Source organism: Stenotrophomonas sp. T8, from assembly GCF_051853085.1.
Lineage (GTDB): Bacteria > Pseudomonadota > Gammaproteobacteria > Xanthomonadales > Xanthomonadaceae > Stenotrophomonas > Stenotrophomonas sepilia.
This window is the reverse complement of record NZ_CP195329.1, coordinates 2034658-2049898: the sequence shown is the minus strand read 5'-3', so window position 1 is coordinate 2049898 and position 15241 is coordinate 2034658. Positions and strand designations below refer to the sequence as shown.

At 66.9% G+C, this 15241-nt stretch carries 14 protein-coding genes and 1 pseudogene; 6 read left to right on the top strand and 9 right to left on the bottom strand.

Going from position 1 to position 15241, the window contains the following annotated elements; genetic code table 11:
- Positions 1-33: 33 nt before the first annotated feature.
- The 8 genes from ACSDHM_RS09675 to pip form a co-directional block, all read right to left on the bottom strand.
- Entirely contained in the window at positions 34-585 is a 552-nt protein-coding gene (locus ACSDHM_RS09675) for a DUF1697 domain-containing protein (RefSeq protein WP_353079956.1), read from the bottom strand.
- Positions 582-1223, bottom strand: coding sequence for a response regulator transcription factor (locus ACSDHM_RS09670; RefSeq protein ID WP_439426917.1), 642 nt, complete (start codon positions 1221-1223; stop codon positions 582-584). Before ACSDHM_RS09670 ends, ACSDHM_RS09675 begins: the two co-directional genes overlap by 4 nt.
- Positions 1216-2271 (bottom strand): sensor histidine kinase, encoded by a 1056-nt coding sequence (locus ACSDHM_RS09665; protein ID WP_072168788.1) that lies wholly within the window; start codon positions 2269-2271, stop codon positions 1216-1218. The genes ACSDHM_RS09670 and ACSDHM_RS09665 overlap by 8 nt, the downstream gene beginning before the upstream one ends.
- 351 nt (positions 2272-2622) lie before the next feature.
- A complete protein-coding gene (locus ACSDHM_RS09660) occupies positions 2623-3360 on the bottom strand; it encodes an MgtC/SapB family protein (protein WP_049448085.1) in 738 nt (245 codons plus the stop codon).
- 31 nt (positions 3361-3391) lie between these two features.
- Positions 3392-6151 carry a magnesium-translocating P-type ATPase gene (mgtA, locus tag ACSDHM_RS09655; protein WP_439426916.1) on the bottom strand — a complete coding sequence of 920 codons (2760 nt, stop codon included), beginning with the start codon at positions 6149-6151 and terminating at the stop codon, positions 3392-3394.
- 63 nt (positions 6152-6214) lie between these two features.
- Positions 6215-6514 carry a hypothetical protein gene (locus ACSDHM_RS09650; protein WP_072167132.1) on the bottom strand — a complete coding sequence of 100 codons (300 nt, stop codon included), beginning with the start codon at positions 6512-6514 and terminating at the stop codon, positions 6215-6217.
- A 293-nt stretch (positions 6515-6807) separates the two neighbouring features.
- Positions 6808-7107: a hypothetical protein gene (locus tag ACSDHM_RS09645; protein ID WP_111007768.1), complete on the bottom strand. Its 300-nt coding sequence runs from the start codon at positions 7105-7107 to the stop codon at positions 6808-6810.
- 308 nt (positions 7108-7415) lie between these two features.
- Positions 7416-8363, bottom strand: a complete 948-nt coding sequence (pip, locus tag ACSDHM_RS09640; protein ID WP_439426915.1) for a prolyl aminopeptidase — start codon at positions 8361-8363, stop codon at positions 7416-7418.
- Positions 8364-8477: 114 nt separating this feature from the next.
- Between pip and ACSDHM_RS09635 the strand changes: the two genes are divergently transcribed.
- Together ACSDHM_RS09635 and ACSDHM_RS09630 are read left to right on the top strand one after the other, a co-directional pair.
- A complete protein-coding gene (locus tag ACSDHM_RS09635; RefSeq protein ID WP_088497561.1) occupies positions 8478-9143 on the top strand; it encodes a TraX family protein in 666 nt (221 codons plus the stop codon).
- A 458-nt stretch (positions 9144-9601) separates the two neighbouring features.
- Positions 9602-9952: pseudogene (locus tag ACSDHM_RS09630) on the top strand (hypothetical protein); the annotation flags it as partial.
- Positions 9953-10141: 189 nt separating this feature from the next.
- Here the strand turns inward: ACSDHM_RS09630 and ACSDHM_RS09625 are convergent.
- A complete protein-coding gene (locus tag ACSDHM_RS09625; RefSeq protein ID WP_439426914.1) occupies positions 10142-12337 on the bottom strand; it encodes a TonB-dependent receptor in 2196 nt (731 codons plus the stop codon).
- 244 nt (positions 12338-12581) lie between these two features.
- On the opposite strand from ACSDHM_RS09625, the gene ACSDHM_RS09620 reads away from it, so the two are divergent.
- The 4 genes from ACSDHM_RS09620 to ACSDHM_RS09605 all read left to right on the top strand — a co-directional run bounded on the left by ACSDHM_RS09620 (position 12582) and on the right by ACSDHM_RS09605 (position 15234).
- The gene (locus tag ACSDHM_RS09620) at positions 12582-13169 is read left to right on the top strand and encodes a TetR/AcrR family transcriptional regulator (RefSeq protein ID WP_334271174.1); all 588 of its coding nucleotides are present in this window, start codon (positions 12582-12584) and stop codon (positions 13167-13169) included.
- Positions 13170-13287: 118 nt separating this feature from the next.
- Entirely contained in the window at positions 13288-13914 is a 627-nt protein-coding gene (lepB, locus tag ACSDHM_RS09615) for a signal peptidase I (protein WP_088497564.1), read from the top strand.
- Positions 13915-14009: 95 nt separating this feature from the next.
- Positions 14010-15098 carry a DNA glycosylase AlkZ-like family protein gene (locus ACSDHM_RS09610; protein WP_072167150.1) on the top strand — a complete coding sequence of 363 codons (1089 nt, stop codon included), beginning with the start codon at positions 14010-14012 and terminating at the stop codon, positions 15096-15098.
- 13 nt (positions 15099-15111) lie between these two features.
- Positions 15112-15234, top strand: a complete 123-nt coding sequence (locus ACSDHM_RS09605) for a hypothetical protein (protein ID WP_260808591.1) — start codon at positions 15112-15114, stop codon at positions 15232-15234.
- Positions 15235-15241: the final 7 nt, after the last annotated feature.

The following is a 15241-nucleotide window of genomic DNA, read 5'->3' as shown; positions in this document are numbered from 1 at the left end:
GCGCGAGCGCAGCGCAGTGCCTGAGGGTCGACGCTACCGCCTCCGGCCAGCACGCGGATTGCTGGCAGGCCAGGTAAGCGCTGCGGCCATCACTGCAAGCTTGCCGATTGTGTTCATATTGCGGGCGGTGCCGTGCTGGGCATAGGGCACCCGCAAGCGCGAGTCGGCCATGCCGGCACCGTAGTGGATGAAGATCTCGCGCGTGCCGAGTGCAAGCTGTTCGTCGCGCCGGCCGGTCACGCCGTCCAGCGGATCGGCAGGCAGGCTGCCGTCGAGGAACAGGGCGACCACACGGTTGCCGGCCGCCTGCGCAAACGGGTTGCGTGCCACCACACCGGCAATCTCGTCGGCCGTGCGCACCAGCACGCCCACCGGCTTGCCGGCATAGGCCTGGAGCCGCTGGCCGAGGGCCTGGCGCACGCCTGTTTCGTCGAGCGAGCTGCGCAACACCACGTTGCCGCTGGCGATGTACGTGCGGACATCGGCGAAGCCTGCGTCCTCGCACATTGCCACCAGTTCGCGCATCGGCAGCTTGCCGGTGCCGCCGACATTGACCGCGCGCAGCAAGGCGACGTGGACGTTCATGGCGCACGCGCCTGCAGGCGGTCGTACATGCGTACCAGGTCGACCAGGGTGCGTGCGCCCATCTTGCGCATCACCTGCGCACGGCGCACCTTCACCGTGATCTCGCTGACGCCCAGGTCGCCGGCGATCTGCTTGTTGAGGCGGCCGCGTACCACGCCATCGACCACCTCGCGCTCGCCGGCGTTCAATGAACTCCAGCGCAGCCGCAGCGCGCCGAGTGCCTCGCCCTCGCGCCGGCGCTGGCGGTCGATCTCGATGCCCTTGTGGATGGCATCGAGCAGCTCCTGGTCACGGAAAGGCTTGGTCAGGAATTCGATGGCGCCACCCTTGATCGCGTTGACGCCCATCGCGATGTCGCCGTGGCCGGTGATGAATACCACCGGAAGCTGCAGGCCGTGGTTGCCCATCGTGCGATGGAATTCAAGACCGCTCTGGCCGGGCATTCGCACGTCCAGCACGAGACATGCCGGTGCGTCTTCCAGCGCGTGTTCGAGGAAGGCCTGGGTGGAGGCGAAGGCCCGCACCTGCAGGCCCATCGAGGCCAGCAGGTCTTCCAGTGCCGCGCGCACCGACGGATCGTCGTCGACCACATAGACGATGGGTGCCGGATCGGGATTGGCGGCAGTCGGCTTACGCATGGTGGGCGTCCGTGGCAATGGGCAGGTCGAACACAAAGCAGGCACCGCCGCCTGCCGGTCGTTCGGCACGGATCTGGCCGTCGTTGGCTTCGATCATCGAGCGGCTCAGGCTGAGACCCAGCCCCAGACCGTGCGACTTGGTGGTCCAGAAGGCATCGAAGACGCGTTCGGGATGGTCGGCGGGCAGGCCGACGCCGCGGTCACGCACACTGAGGCTGATCCGCTGGCCGTTGCGCCGGGTCAGCAGGGACAAGCGTCGGTCGGCGGTGGGCACGGTCTCCATCGCGTCCACCGCATTGAGGATCAGGTTGCCGATCACCTGCTGCACCTGCACGCGATCGGCCTGCACCGGTGGCAGCTCGGTGTCCAGCAGCAGTGCCACGGCCACGCCATGCCGGTCCAGCTCGCTGCGCGACAGCGCCAGCATTTCCTCCACCGCTTCGTTCAGATCGAAGGCGCGTCGCTGCGGTGCCGCGCCCTGGGTCAGGCCGCGGATGCGGGCGATCACGTCACCGGCACGATGTGCATCGGCCAGGATGCGGGCCACGGTCTGCCGCGCCTTGTCCACGTTGGGTGGATCCTGCGCGAGCCAACGCTGGCAGGCTTCGGCGCTGCTGGCGATGGCCGCCAGCGGCTGGTTTACTTCATGCGCGATGGAGGTGGTCAGCTCGCCCACGGTGGAGGCGCGCGCTACCCGCAGCAGGCGGCCCTGTGCTTCCTGCACGGCGGCCTTGGCCGCTTCCATGTTCAGGGCAAGGTAGGTGGTGATACCGATCACCAGCATGCCAATGACCGAATTGACCAGGCCGATGCGGTAGGTGCCGAAGCGGGTCAGGAAGAAGCTCAGCCCGGTCAGCGCGATGCAGGCCAGGGCAAGCGTGATCAACCCGCGTGCGCCCAGCACGCGCGATGCGGCCAGGATGACCGCCGCGTAGAAGCAGGCGGCGGCAACCGCGTAATCGGTGACGGTGTCGATCAGGAAGATCGCCGCCATCACGACGAACAGGGCCAGCAGCACCAGTGGGCGGCGGGGCGACAGCGATGGCATCGGGACGGCTCCCTGGCGTGGGGTGAAAGGATAGCAAAGCCGCCATCGGTGGATGCCGGCCTTGGTCGGCACCGGTCAAAGCGATGCCTGGTAGTGCCGGCCGCTGGCCGGCATCTGCACGGTGCTTCCGGAGATCACGGGGTTGCCGGCCAGCGGCCGGCACTACCCCCAGCGGTGGGCATGCCGAGGCGATGCATGGGGCGTCCGCGGATCATGGGTCGGCGTGCTCGTGTTGGGTGGGTGCCGACCGTAGGCCGGCACAAGCCAGAACGATGCCTGGTAGTGCCGGCCGCTGGCCGGCATCTGCAGGGTGCTTCCGGAGATCATCAGGTTGCCGGCCAGCGGCCGGCACTACTCCTCCAGGCTGGCGTTCCAGAACCCCTGCAGGACGCCGGGCGTGGTCGCCAGCGTGGCCAATACCGCATCGAGTTCGCCCGCATCGACGGTGGTGGCATACAGCACCGCTTCGATCTCCACGTCGCGCTCGCCAAACGGGCGCTGGTCGACTGCGCGCACCGGGTACTGTGCCTGTTCAAGCAGCAGCAACAGCTGGTCCAGCACCTCGGCCTGTTGCTCGCGCTGGCAGACCACGTTGATCGCATAGGTCGCTTCGCTGAACGCTTCCGGCAGCGGCTGCCGCTGGATGCGGTTCACCACCGGCCGCAGCAGGGTGTTGGCGGCCAGCACGAACACCGCCGCCAGCACCGCTTCCGGCAGCAGCTTGATACCCGCGCATGCACCCACCGCCGCCGAGCCCCACAGGGTGGCGGCGGTGTTCAGGCCGGACACCTGCGCACCATCCTTCATGATCGCGCCGGCGCCCAGGAAGCCGACGCCGGAGATCACATAGGCCACCACATGCAGCGGCGACGGCGGGCCGCCGTACAGGTCATGGAAGCGCACCGCCAGATCGACGAACACCGCCGCTCCCACCGCCACCAGGGTGTTGGTGCGCAGGCCCGCGGTGCGTTGGCGCAGCTGCCGTTCCAGGCCGATGGCCGTGCCAAGCACGAACGCCACCGACAGGCTGATCAGCGAACTCAGGGTTGCGCCGGCGTTGAACGCCGGCAGGTTCGGATTGATGTCCATTGTGATTCTCCCTGGACAAGGCGGCGGGCGCTTACTGCCAGCCGTAGCGACGGATGTAGAAGCGCTTCAGCGCGGTGGTCAGCACCGCATAGCCGAACAGGATCGCCACCAGGAACGGCCAGTAGCCGGCCGGCAGGGCCTGCAGCTTGAAGTAGCCGGCCAGCGGGCTCATCGGCAGGGCCACGCCAATGGCCATGACCAGGCCGGTCATCAGCAGCAGTGGCGGCGCGGCGATGCTCTGCAGGAACGGCAGCTTCGGCGTGCGGATCATGTGCACGATCAGGGTCTGGGTCAGCAGGCCGACCACGAACCAGCCGGACTGGAACAGGCCCTGGTCGGCCGGCGTGCGTGCATCGAACACGTACCACATCAGCGCGAAGCAGCTCAGGTCGAAGATCGAGCTGATCGGCCCGAAGAACACCATGAAGCGGCCGATGTCTGCCGGGTTCCACTTCAGCGGCCTGCGCACCAGCTCTTCGTCCACGTTGTCGAACGGGATGGCGATCTGCGAGATGTCGTACAGCAGGTTCTGCACCAGCAGCTGCAGCGGCAGCATCGGCAGGAACGGCAGGAAGGCCGAGGCCACCAGCACCGAGAACACATTGCCGAAGTTGGAGCTGGCGGTCATGCGGATGTACTTCAGCATGTTGTTGAACGTGCGCCGACCCTGGATGACGCCTTCCTCCAGCACCATCAGATTCTTTTCCAGCAGGATGATGTCGGCGGCCTCCTTGGCGATGTCCACCGCACTGTCCACGCTGATGCCGATATCGGCCGCGCGCAGCGCCGGTGCATCGTTGATGCCGTCGCCGAGGAAGCCGACCACCTTGCCCTGTGCACGCAGCTCGCGCACCAGGCGCTCCTTGTGCAGCGGCGTCAGCCGGGCGAACACGCGATGGTGGTGCAGCGCCCGCGACAACGCGCCGTCATCCATGCGCTCGATCTGCGGCCCGGTCAGGATGGTGTCGGCATCCAGTCCCACCTGTGCGCACACACGCGCGGTCACCAGTTCGTTGTCGCCAGTGAAGACCTTGACCTCGACGCCGTGTGCGGCCAGCGCCTGCAGCGCCTGCGCGGCCGATTCCTTCGGCGGGTCCAGGAACGCCACGTAGCCGACCAGGGTCAACCCGCACTCGTCCGCCTGCGAGTAGGTGGTCTGGCTGGCTGCGGTCTCCTTCATCGCCACCGCCACCACGCGCAGGCCCTGTTCGTTCAGTTCCTCGGTGGTCTGCCGCACCCGCGCCAGGCGGCGCTCGTCCAGTGGCATGTCCTGGCCGTTCTCGCGCACGGTGCTGCACACCGCCAGCATCTCTTCTACCGCCCCCTTGCAGATCAGCTCGTGGTGATCCTCGCGCTCGGAGACCACCACCGACATGCGGCGGCGCTCGAAGTCGAACGGGATCTCATCCACCTTGTGGTAGTCCTGCGACAGCCGCAACGAACTCTGCAGCTCCACGTGCTCCAGCACCGCGCGGTCCAGCAGGTTGATCAGGCCGGTCTGGAAGTGACTGTTGAGGTAAGCGAACTTCAGCACGTCTTCCGAATCGTGGCCGAACACATCGGTGTGGCGCTCCAGCGCGATCCTGTCCTGGGTGAGCGTGCCGGTCTTGTCGGTGCACAGCACCTCCATCGCGCCGAAGTTCTGGATGGCGTCCAGGCGCTTGACGATCACCTTGCGCCGCGACAGCAGCACCGCGCCCTTGGCCAGGGTGGAAGTGACGATCATCGGCAGCATTTCTGGCGTCAGGCCCACCGCCACCGACAGCGCGAACAGGAACGCCTCGGTCCAGTCGCCCTTGGTCCAGCCGTTGATCAGCAGCACGAACGGCACCATCACCAGCGCGAAGCGGATCAGCAGCCAGCTGACACTGTTGACGCCGGCCTGGAATGCGGTGGGCGCACGGTCGGTGGCGGTGCTGCGCTGGGCCAGCGTGCCGAAGTAGGTGCGGTTACCGGTGGCCAGCACGATGGCGGTGGCCGTACCGGACACCACGTTGGTACCCATGAACAGCAGGTTGTGCTGTTCCAGCAGGCCGGCCAGGCCATCGCCCGGGTGCGCGAATTTCTCCACCGGCAGCGACTCGCCGGTCATCGCCGCCTGCGCCACGAACAGGTCCTTGGCATTCAGCACGCGGCAATCGGCCGGAATCATGTCGCCTGCCGACAGCACGATGTGGTCGCCGGGCACCAGTTCACGGATCGGCAGGTCCAGCAGGCGTGCAGGGCGACGGCTTTGCAGGCGCGCGCCGAAGTACTGGTCTGCCACATCCGCAGCCTCGGTGCCGGGATTGCGGCGCAGCACGCGCGCAGTGTTGCCGACCAGTGCCTTCAGCCGCTCGGCCGCTCGGTTCGAACGACCCTCCTGCACGAAGCGGATCAGCGTGGACAGCAGCACCATCGCACCGATGACGATCGTCGCCTTGATGTCCTCGGTCAGCCAGGATACCGCCGCCAGCACGGTCAGCAGCAGGTTGAACGGATTGCGGTAGCACTGCCACAGGTGGCGGCACCACGGCAGCGGCTTCTCGTGATCCACCTCGTTGGGGCCGAGCGTGGCCAGTCGCTCCTCGGCCTCATGCGGGCTGAGGCCATCGGCATGTGATTCCAGCGTGGTCAGCAGCTCGGCTTCGTCCTGCTGGGCGAGGGTGACCAGGCCGGTGGTGAGCGCGAACGGCGCGGCCTCGGCGCTGCCAGGGCCGAAGCCGGCTTCGGGCATCGCACGGCGGCGGAACAGGTTGCCTGCGCGACGGCTGCGCAGGAAGGCATTGAACCAGGCGTTGAGCAGGCTCATGGGACTCTCCTCGAATGTCAGAGCCGGCCGCGGCCGGAACACGAACGGAACGGTTGGAACAGGTCAGGCGTGGCGCATCGCCAGCACCGCCGGCGACCACGGCTGCATGCGCAGGCGCTGGCTGCCACCGATGCACAGTGGCTTCATCGCGTCGCGCAGGGGATAGGGCAGGTGGCGCAGCACATTGATGCGCTCGCTGATCGGGAGCAGCGACAGCGCGTCGGCCACAACGCGTGGCGAACCGAGCGACAGCGAACGGGCAAACATGATCGGGCCGTACTGCAGCAGCTGGCTGCGCAGGGCGGCAACATCGCGCTCGCCGATCAGGCGACGCAGGGTGATGTACAGGATCTTGTAGGACATGGGGGCGATCTCCAGGCAGGCGGCGCCTGGCGGTCCCCCGTCACTCAGGCAGGCAGGGACCGGCGGCCAGGCGCCAGGAACAGGCAGCAATCAGGCATACGGGTCGCGGTGCGCCCGGAAGGGTCGGGGTCCATCTGCGTCTCCATGAGGGGAGGGGGCCGGCCAGGGTTGCCCTGCCCAGTGGTGCTATTGTCCGCGCCTGAACGGGACAGTCCTAGAGGTCCGTGGGTTAGCCCGGCTATACCTTGGTATAGCCGGGCATGCACAGCGCCAATCGGGGGTTCGGTGATGGATCAATGCGAAGCGCTGGTCTGCTTGCACACGTCGTACTCGCCGCGGCTCAGCGTCTTGTTGCGGTCGGTATCGCAGGCATGCAGGCGCTCGGCCCAGTCCGGTGCCACCGCATCGACTTCCGCCAGGGTGACGATGCCGTCCTTGTCCTTGTCCAACGATTCATACGGCGGTATCAGCTTCACTTCGGTGACGTCCTCGTCGGCGGTGGCCCTGCTCGCCTCCTGGGTCCTGGAACAGGCGCCCAGCAGCAAGGCCGCAGAAAGCGAGAGTACAATCGGAAGGTAGCGACAAGCGATCATGGCGTGCTCCTGAAGAAAAGGCGGACGACCGGTGCGGTGGTCACGGCCGGATCTTCTGCGGGAGGCTGTAAGCGGGCTGCGAAGAATGGGGCCCGTCGACCATTGCCGGTGGGCCGCCATTCACCGGGCCGCGCAGAGGCGATTGCGCGCGGAGGCCTTGGGGGCGGTGGCTCGACGGAGACGCCTCGGTAGAGTTAACTGCTAGTGCAGCGCGGGGCCTTCAGCTTCCTGCCAAGAGCAGTCGACTAACAGTCCACTCTACCCTCGAACGGCAGGAAGCCGGCCAGCGGCCGGCACTACCGTCTGCTTCAGAACCGGTCGGCAAAGGCATCCGTCGCCCGCACCAGCGCATCCACCGTGGCCGGCTCGTTGGCGCTGTGGCCGGAGGTCACCATTTCCAGCCGCGCCTCCGGCCAGGCCTTGGCCAGGTCCCACGCGCTGCGCGGTGGGCAGATGATGTCGTAGCGGCCCTGCACGATCACGCAGGGCAGATGGCGGATGCGATCGATGTTGCGCAGCAGCTGGTCGGGTTCCAGGAAGATGCCGTTGCGGAAGTAGTGCGCCTCGATGCGGGCCTTGGCCAAGGTATCCAGCGGATCATCAGTGGATTGGGCGTCGACGTCGTGCTGGAGGGTTGCCGCGTTGTCTTCCCAGCCGAGCCAGGCCTGCGCGGCTTCGATGCGGGTCGCCTCATCCGGGCCATCCATGCGGGTCCAATAGGCCGCAATCATGTCGCCACGCTCAGCCTCCGGAATGTAAGCCTCATAACGGTCCCAGCGCTCCGGAAAGATCCAGCGCGCACCGCCATCGGCCTCGGCGAACCAGCGATTCTCCATTTCGCGGCCGAGGAACACGCCGCGCACGATCAGGCCGGTGGCGCGTTCGGGATGCGCTTGTGCGTAGGCCAGTGACAGGGTCGACCCCCAGGAGCCGCCATAGACCAGCCAACGCTCGATGCCCAGGTACTCACGCACTTTCTCGATGTCGGCCACCAGGTCCTGCGTAGTGTTGTCGCGCAGCTCGCCGAACGGTGTGGAGCGGCCGCTGCCACGCTGGTCGATCAACACGATGCGGTAGCGTGCCGGATCGAAGAAGCGGCGATGGGTGGGTGAAATGCCCGCGCCTGGGCCGCCGTGCAGGTACACCACCGGAGTGCCGTCCGGTGTGCCGCACTCTTCGACATGCAGCGTGTGCAGATCGCTCACCTTCAGCGGGAACTCGCGGTAGGGTTCGATGGCGGGGTACAGGGTGCGCATGGCGGGTGTCTCACAAGCAGGGGCGGCCAGCATAGCGCCGCCACCTGCGGGCTGCAGCGACGGGCTCCTGCGCGGCGCTGGAAATGGGCTGGCCGATGCGCATAAGCTTCCGCGATGCAAGCGACCACGACCGGGACGTCAACCTTCAACTTCACCCTTGGCAGCGGCGCGCGCGAGCTGCTGAAGTGGATCGCACTGCTGGCCATGACCGGTGATCACGTGGCCAAGGTGGCCTTCGGCGGCTACGTGCCGGTGGTCAGCGAACTGGGGCGTATTGCCTTCCCGCTGTTCGCGCTGGTGATGGCCTGCAACCTGGCCCAGCCCGGGGCCGACCTGCGCAAATCGATACGCCGGCTCGTGCTTTGGGGGTTGATCGCCCAGCCAGTGCACGCATTCGCGTTTGGTTCCTGGCTGCCGCTCAACATCCTGCTTACTTTCACTCTGGCGGCCGTGGCCGTTCATGCGCTGGCGAACCATCGGCCCGTTCTGCTGTTGCTGGCTGCCGGCGTGCTGCCGATGTTCGTGGATTACCAGTGGGCGGGTGTCGGATGCGTGCTGCTGGGATGGATCGCGTTCCGGCATCGCGCGTGGTGGCTGTTGCTGGTCGGGCTCGCAGCGGTGTGCTGGGCCAACCACAACGGCTGGGCATTGCTGGCCGTACCGGTGGTGCTGCTGGCCGCGCGGGTGACATGGCCACTGCCGCGCTGGCGGTGGGTGTTCTACGGGTACTACGTGGGACATCTGGCGGTGCTGGCGTTGATTGCACATCTGCTTGCGTAATGTCGGAACTGGCGCGTCGCCTGTCTTGAATGCCGGATGCGGTCAAGGAATGCGCGGTGCCGATGCGGGTGAAGCATGCCGCCATCGGCATGGTGCAAGTTGTTGAATCTTCGGCTCGATTGTCGATATGCGACAATGCTGCCACTGCGTGAACGTTGCTGTCTTTGCACGTGGGTTGTTGGCGCCTGCCACCCCGCCGTGCACATGATGGATTGCCGCCGGAAAAGGGTGGCCGGGTGTGGAAACCCGTTTAGCTATGCGTTGTTTACGCTTGCCAGCCGGCGTCGCCTTGCGCGGCGCCGGCTGGCATTCCGTTCGCGTTCCATGGCGGGCGGTACGTGGGGTGCGCGCAAGCGAACCCACCGGGTAATGACGCTTAGCTACCGGTTTCCACACACGTACCGTCCGCCGCCTTTGTTAAGGGCGGTGGTCCCGCATGCCTTGCACGGAGACCTGCCATGAACGCATCGGAGTTTCCCCATCAGCGCGCCCCGGCCAATGCCGATGAGGGGCACGACATCCCGCCCGATCCCAACAACCTGACGGCCCTGCTGCATCGCATCGGGTTGGGCGCGGCTGCCGACGGCCAGCCCTGGCCCGAGCGCCATCAGCTGCCGGGCCGGTGCCTGGCGTTGGCCGACGCCGACGGTGCACTGGCCGGGCTGCGTATCGTGCAGGAGATCCTGCTGGCGGCCGAACGCGCCCGCCAGAATGGCGGCCCGGAACAGTACGTGGGCGATCGCGTGATGGAAGGTCTGAAGCTGGCCGCGCTGGCGCTGACCAATCACGCCATCTTCCGCCTGCATCCGAGTAGAGCCACGCCATGCGTGGATGCTGTTGGCGTGGAGCCGAGCGTGGGCTCGGCTCTACAGAATATTCGCATCCTGCCTGGATGCCGTTGGCGGATGGCCCCGCGTTCTGTAGCGCCGAGCCTATGCTCGGCTCAGCGGGCGAACGGAGCCGAGCATGGCTCGGCTCTACAGGGATTCCACGTATGCTCAGAAGTCCATCGTCGCCGACACCAGCACCGTCCTAGGTGCACCCAACGCCAGGCTCGACAACAACGGCATGCCCCAATACGCCTTGTTGGTCACGTTGTTCACACTGGCTCTCAGCGCAAGCGGTCGACCCGCCACGGTGGTGCTGTAGCGCGCGCCCACGTCGAACAACGTCCGCCCCGGCACCGACAGGCGGTTGTCGGCGCTGATGTACTGCTTGGACATGGCCGTGGCATTGCCGGTCAGGGTCAGGCCTTCCAGCGCGGGCACATCCCACTCCACGCCCAGCTTGGCCTGCCGCTGCGCAATTGCTGTGGCCATGCGTCCTTCATTCACGCCGCCCGCCGTGCGGGTCAGCTTCGGCTGCACGTAGGCCACGCCGCCCAGCAGGCGCACGCCGTCCAGTGGCGCACCGAAGAAGCCCCATTCCACGCCGCGGTTCCGCTGTTCGCCGCCGAACGAGAAGATATTCGTGACCGGGTCGGTGTAGCTGCTGGGCCGCTTGATCTCGTACACGCTGAAGGTGTGCGCGAAGCGGCCCAGGTCCAGCTTCAGGCCCAGCTCCTTCTGCCTGGTGCGGAACGGCGCGAACACATCGCCGGCATTGGCGGCGGTCATCGGCGCGGTGGCGCCCTGGCTGAGGCCTTCGATGTAGTTGGTGTAGAGGGAGATCGTGTCGGTGGCCTTCACCAGCAGCGCCGCTGCCGGGGTGGTGGCGCTCTCGTCGTAGCGCGAGGTGCGTACACCCGTGGCCACGTTGAAGGTCTCACTGACCACCTGCTGGCGGCGCACGCCCAGGGTCAACTGCACGCGTTCATCGGCGAAGGACAGGGTATCAGCGAAGCCGAGGCTGTCCAGCCGCAGTTCGGTATGCGAGATGTGCGGCGCTACGAACGGCGCGGCCGGGCCCCACACCGGGTTGTAGAGGTTGGTGGTCCAGTCCCAGCCCGGCACGCTGCGGCGGCCGTAGTCGTTCTGGGTGTGCTGGTAGTGGGTCACGTTGGCAGCCCACTGGTGGCCGACCCTGCCGGTCCGGAACGAACCGCGCAGGCCGGCATCGCCGGACTGCTTCCTGATATCGAAGGCGAGCTGGCCGATCACCGTGGTGAAGTCGCCGGCCGGGTTGAGGATCTGCGCGCTGATCGAACCGTTGTAGCGGTAGTCGGTCCTGCTGGTGCCGTAGGCCAGGTAGGCCATCAGGGTATCGTTGATGTCCAGTTCGCCGCGCAGCATCGCGCCCTTGTCCTGGCTGTCCACGTAGGCCCAGTCCGGGTTGATCAGCGTATCGCCACGCGGCGGCCGCGGAATGGCGACGCCGGGTGCCAGGCCGACGCCACGTGCGGGGCCGTCAACACGGTCATCGGCGCTGTACAGATCGGCCGACAGCCGCGCACGTTCGCCGCGCCAGTCCAGTGCCAGCGAACCGAGCTGGACCTTCTTGCGCTGCTTGCCCACGGCGCCATCGCCATCACGGTACGCGCCGTTGAAGCGGATGCCGAACTGCTTGTCCGCGCCGAGCCGACGGCCTATGTCCACATGGGTGCCGAACTGCGCGTCGGAGGCGAAGTTGGCGCTGACCCGCAACAGCGGCTGCTGGCCGGCGCGCTTGGGCACGAGGTTGACGCTGCCACCGACCGAACCACCCGGCGGCATGCCATTGAGCAGCGCGGAGGGGCCCTTCAGTACCTCGATGCGTTCGAACATTTCCGGCGAGGTGCGGTAGTAGGGCGCCATGCCACTCAGCCCGTCGAAGGTGGTGTCGCTGGTGCTGGAGGCGAAGCCGCGGATTGCGTAGTTCTCGCTCCAGGAACCGGTGACGCCGTTGCTGAACACCGTGGGGTCGGTGGCGGCGATGACGTCGGTCAGGTCCTTGGCCTGGCGGTCGCGGATGAAGGACTCGGTGTAGCTGACCGTACTGAACGGCGTATCCATGAAGTCCTTGTCGCCGAGCAGGCCGATACGGCCGCCGGCGGCCACCTGGCCGCCGGCATAGTCGCCGGTCACGCGGCGCTGTTCCTGTACCTGCACCGAGGGCAGGGTGGACGGCGCGGTTTCGGCCAGCGCGGCACACGATGCCATCAGGCCAAGCGCGAGCGCCGATGCGCGGTAGCGCCGGGCCAGGCCGTGTGGAAGTGGCTGGCTGCAGGACACGGCGGCAGCTTGGTTCTGTGAAGAGGAGAAGGGGGATACGGTCATACCAGGGTCCTGTGAATCGCGAGGGCGAGCGCGCCTGGCGCGCGGCCATCGGCAAGCACGGGGGAGGGCGCAGCGCGGGGTTGTCGGCTGGGTGGGGACCTGGCGGGAAGTGAGCCACGGGCTCGATCCGGACGGCGCCATGATTGCGAACCAGACGCATTCCGAATTAGTTGAGTAAATTAAACTAAAGAGACCAAAGCGGACAAGAGGGTCCCTTTGCTGGCACCCTCGGCAGGGTATGAACATGCAACGCGAAACCACGGTGCCGTCTCGCGGCCGTCCACCGACCATCACCCCCGAGCGCCTGGCCGACATCGGCATCCGCCTGGGTCTGCCCAACCTGACCATGGCCAATGTGGCCGCCGAGCTCGCGGTCACCCAAGCGGCGCTGTACAAGCGCGTTGCGAACCTGGAGGCGTTGAAGCGGCTGGTGGCCGAAGCCGTGTTCCAGCGCTGGCAGATTCCGCGCGCCTCGGCCGATGCGGCGGGTGGCCTGCAGGGCTACCTGATGGTGTTCGTGGAATCGTTGTGCGAGGTAGTGAAGGCGCATCCCGGGTTGCCGCCATACCTGCTGCGGCGCACGGTGGCGACCGCGCCGATGCTGGAAAAGATTGCCTCGCACCAGGCGCACGTGGCCGAAGTGTTCGGCCTGCCGATGGACAAGGCGCGCTGGCTGCTGGCCACGATCGCGTTCTACTGCATCGCCGGCGCCGACACCATCTACGCGATTGCGGATGACGAAGAGGGCCAGGTGATCACCGAGTTCAAGCAGGGCATGCAGGCGCTCGTGATCGGGTCGTTGCAGTTGTTGGATGCGGACGGCGATCTGTAGCGTTGGTCGTGCCTGTGGGCCCTACGGGCGGGCACATCTGGGACCTGTCCTATGTGTGGCCAGGTGTGCCCGGTCTAGCCTAGGGCTCCGAGTCCTTCCATCACCTTCCGGAGCCCTTATGGATGCCACCCTCCGCGCGTCGTGGTCCCAGCGAATGCTGGCGTGGCTGAAGAAGGAGGCCGCGCCGCTGCTGATGCTGCTGGGCCTGTTCTTCGTTGCACGCGACACCCTGGCCAACCATTACGTCGTGCCGAGTGGTTCAATGCAGCCCGCCTTGCAGCCGGGTGACCGCGTCGTTGTCGATATGCGCGCGTACGGCCTGCGCCTGCCTTTCAGCGGGCTGAAGCTGATGGGCGCCACCGTGCCGCAACGCGGCGAGGTGGTGGTGTTCGCTTCGCCGGCCGATGGCGTGCGCATGATCAAGCGCGTGGTGGCCGTGGCCGGCGACCGCGTGCGTCTGCAGGATGGGCGCCTGAGCGTCAATGGACGCCCCCTCCAGATGACCTATGCGAGCGGCGTGGAACGGTTTGGCAAGCGGCACGCCTGGCTCGACCTGACGCATGGCGGAGGCCCGGACATTGCCGATGTGCAGGTACCCTCCGGCAAGGTACTGGTGCTGGGTGATCACCGTGGCAACAGCCTGGACGGCCGCTTCTTCGGATGGGTCGATGCGGACCGGATTTATGGCCGCGCGATGGCGGTGTACTACCGCCGGGGTGAGGGCGTGGTCTGGCAGCGCCTGTAGTTGGATCCGGTGAAGGGTCCGGGTGCGATGAGCGCTAGCCCTCGGGGGAATTGCCGTGATCCCATCCACGCATGGCGTGGATCTACAATGCAGCCATGCCTGCCACGCCTACCCTTGAAGATCTGCGCCGCTACGCGGTGGCGCGCACCCTGTTCAAGCCGACCACGCTGTTGACCGCGATCCGGCGGCTGGGCTTCGTGCAGGCCGACCCGATCCGGGCACCGGCACGCGCGCAGGATCTGACCCTGCGGCACCGGGTGAAGGACTACCGCGCGGGTGATCTTGAACGTCGTTATGCGCGCTTGCCGGTGGAAGAGGACTGCCTGGTGAACTACGGCTTCCTGCCGCGCGAGCATCTGGCGCTGATGCACCCGCGCGTGTCCAAGCGCGAGTGGGACGCCGAGACCCATCGCCGCGCGGCCGACGTGCTGGCGTTCGTGCGCGAGCGCGGCAGCGTGCACCCCCGCGAGGTCGACCAGGCGTTTGCGCATGGGCGGGTGACCAACTACTGGGGCGGCACCAGCAATGCCAGCACCCACCTGCTCGATGGCATGCACTACCGCGGAATGCTGCGCGTGGCGCGGCGTGACAACGGCACCCGTATCTACGCCGTGGCCGAGCATGCCGAGGCGGATGCCAGCGAGCAGTCGCAGGTCGAACGCGCGGCCGCCCTGATTGATCTGGTGGTGCGCAAGTACGCGCCGCTGCCATCGGCCAGCCTGACCTACCTGGTGCGCCTGCTGGGCTATGGTGCACCGCATCTGGCCGAGCAGACCCGCAAGGCATTGGCGCTGGCCAAGCAGCAGCTGGCCAGCTGCTCGCTGGAGGGCACCACCTGGTACTGGCCGGCAGACGAGAATCCACGCTCGCGCAGGCACGCGCCAGACGATCAGGTGCGCCTGCTGGCGCCGTTCGACCCGGTGGTGTGGGACCGCCGCCGTTTCGAGTTGCTGTGGGATTGGGTCTATAAGTTCGAGGCCTACACACCTGCGCCAAAGCGCCAGTATGGGTACTACGCACTGCCGGTGCTGTGGCATGACCAGGTGGTGGGCTGGGCCAACCTGAGCGTGTGCGGCGGTGAGTTGGTGCCGAACGTGGGTTATGCCGGAAAGTCGCTGGCCCGCGACAAGGCATTTCGCAGCGCATTGGACGACGAGCTGCAGCGCATGGCGGAGTTCCTGTAGCGCCAAGCGGCGCATGGGTACCTATCTGGTGCTGGCCGCGTTGGTGTGTTCGTCTGTGATCGGGCTGGGCTTTGGCTACTTTCCGGCGCGCAGCGCCGCGCAGCTGGACCCGATCCAGGCATTGGCGGCGGAGTAGGGTTGCA

Excerpts from the sequence above, each read along its gene's own strand:
- ACSDHM_RS09675 (WP_353079956.1), bottom strand. The coding sequence starts at position 585 with ATGAACGTCCACGTCGCCTTGCTGCGCGCGGTCAATGTCGGCGGCACC.
- ACSDHM_RS09670 (WP_439426917.1), bottom strand. The coding sequence starts at position 1,223 with ATGCGTAAGCCGACTGCCGCCAATCCCGATCCGGCACCCATCGTCTAT.
- ACSDHM_RS09665 (WP_072168788.1), bottom strand. The coding sequence starts at position 2,271 with ATGCCATCGCTGTCGCCCCGCCGCCCACTGGTGCTGCTGGCCCTGTTC.
- ACSDHM_RS09660 (WP_049448085.1), bottom strand. The coding sequence starts at position 3,360 with ATGGACATCAATCCGAACCTGCCGGCGTTCAACGCCGGCGCAACCCTG.
- mgtA (WP_439426916.1), bottom strand. The coding sequence starts at position 6,151 with ATGAGCCTGCTCAACGCCTGGTTCAATGCCTTCCTGCGCAGCCGTCGC.
- ACSDHM_RS09650 (WP_072167132.1), bottom strand. The coding sequence starts at position 6,514 with ATGTCCTACAAGATCCTGTACATCACCCTGCGTCGCCTGATCGGCGAG.
- ACSDHM_RS09645 (WP_111007768.1), bottom strand. The coding sequence starts at position 7,107 with ATGATCGCTTGTCGCTACCTTCCGATTGTACTCTCGCTTTCTGCGGCC.
- pip (WP_439426915.1), bottom strand. The coding sequence starts at position 8,363 with ATGCGCACCCTGTACCCCGCCATCGAACCCTACCGCGAGTTCCCGCTG.
- ACSDHM_RS09635 (WP_088497561.1), top strand. The coding sequence starts at position 8,478 with ATGCAAGCGACCACGACCGGGACGTCAACCTTCAACTTCACCCTTGGC.
- ACSDHM_RS09625 (WP_439426914.1), bottom strand. The coding sequence starts at position 12,337 with ATGACCGTATCCCCCTTCTCCTCTTCACAGAACCAAGCTGCCGCCGTG.
- ACSDHM_RS09620 (WP_334271174.1), top strand. The coding sequence starts at position 12,582 with ATGCAACGCGAAACCACGGTGCCGTCTCGCGGCCGTCCACCGACCATC.
- lepB (WP_088497564.1), top strand. The coding sequence starts at position 13,288 with ATGGATGCCACCCTCCGCGCGTCGTGGTCCCAGCGAATGCTGGCGTGG.
- ACSDHM_RS09610 (WP_072167150.1), top strand. The coding sequence starts at position 14,010 with ATGCCTGCCACGCCTACCCTTGAAGATCTGCGCCGCTACGCGGTGGCG.
- ACSDHM_RS09605 (WP_260808591.1), top strand. The coding sequence starts at position 15,112 with ATGGGTACCTATCTGGTGCTGGCCGCGTTGGTGTGTTCGTCTGTGATC.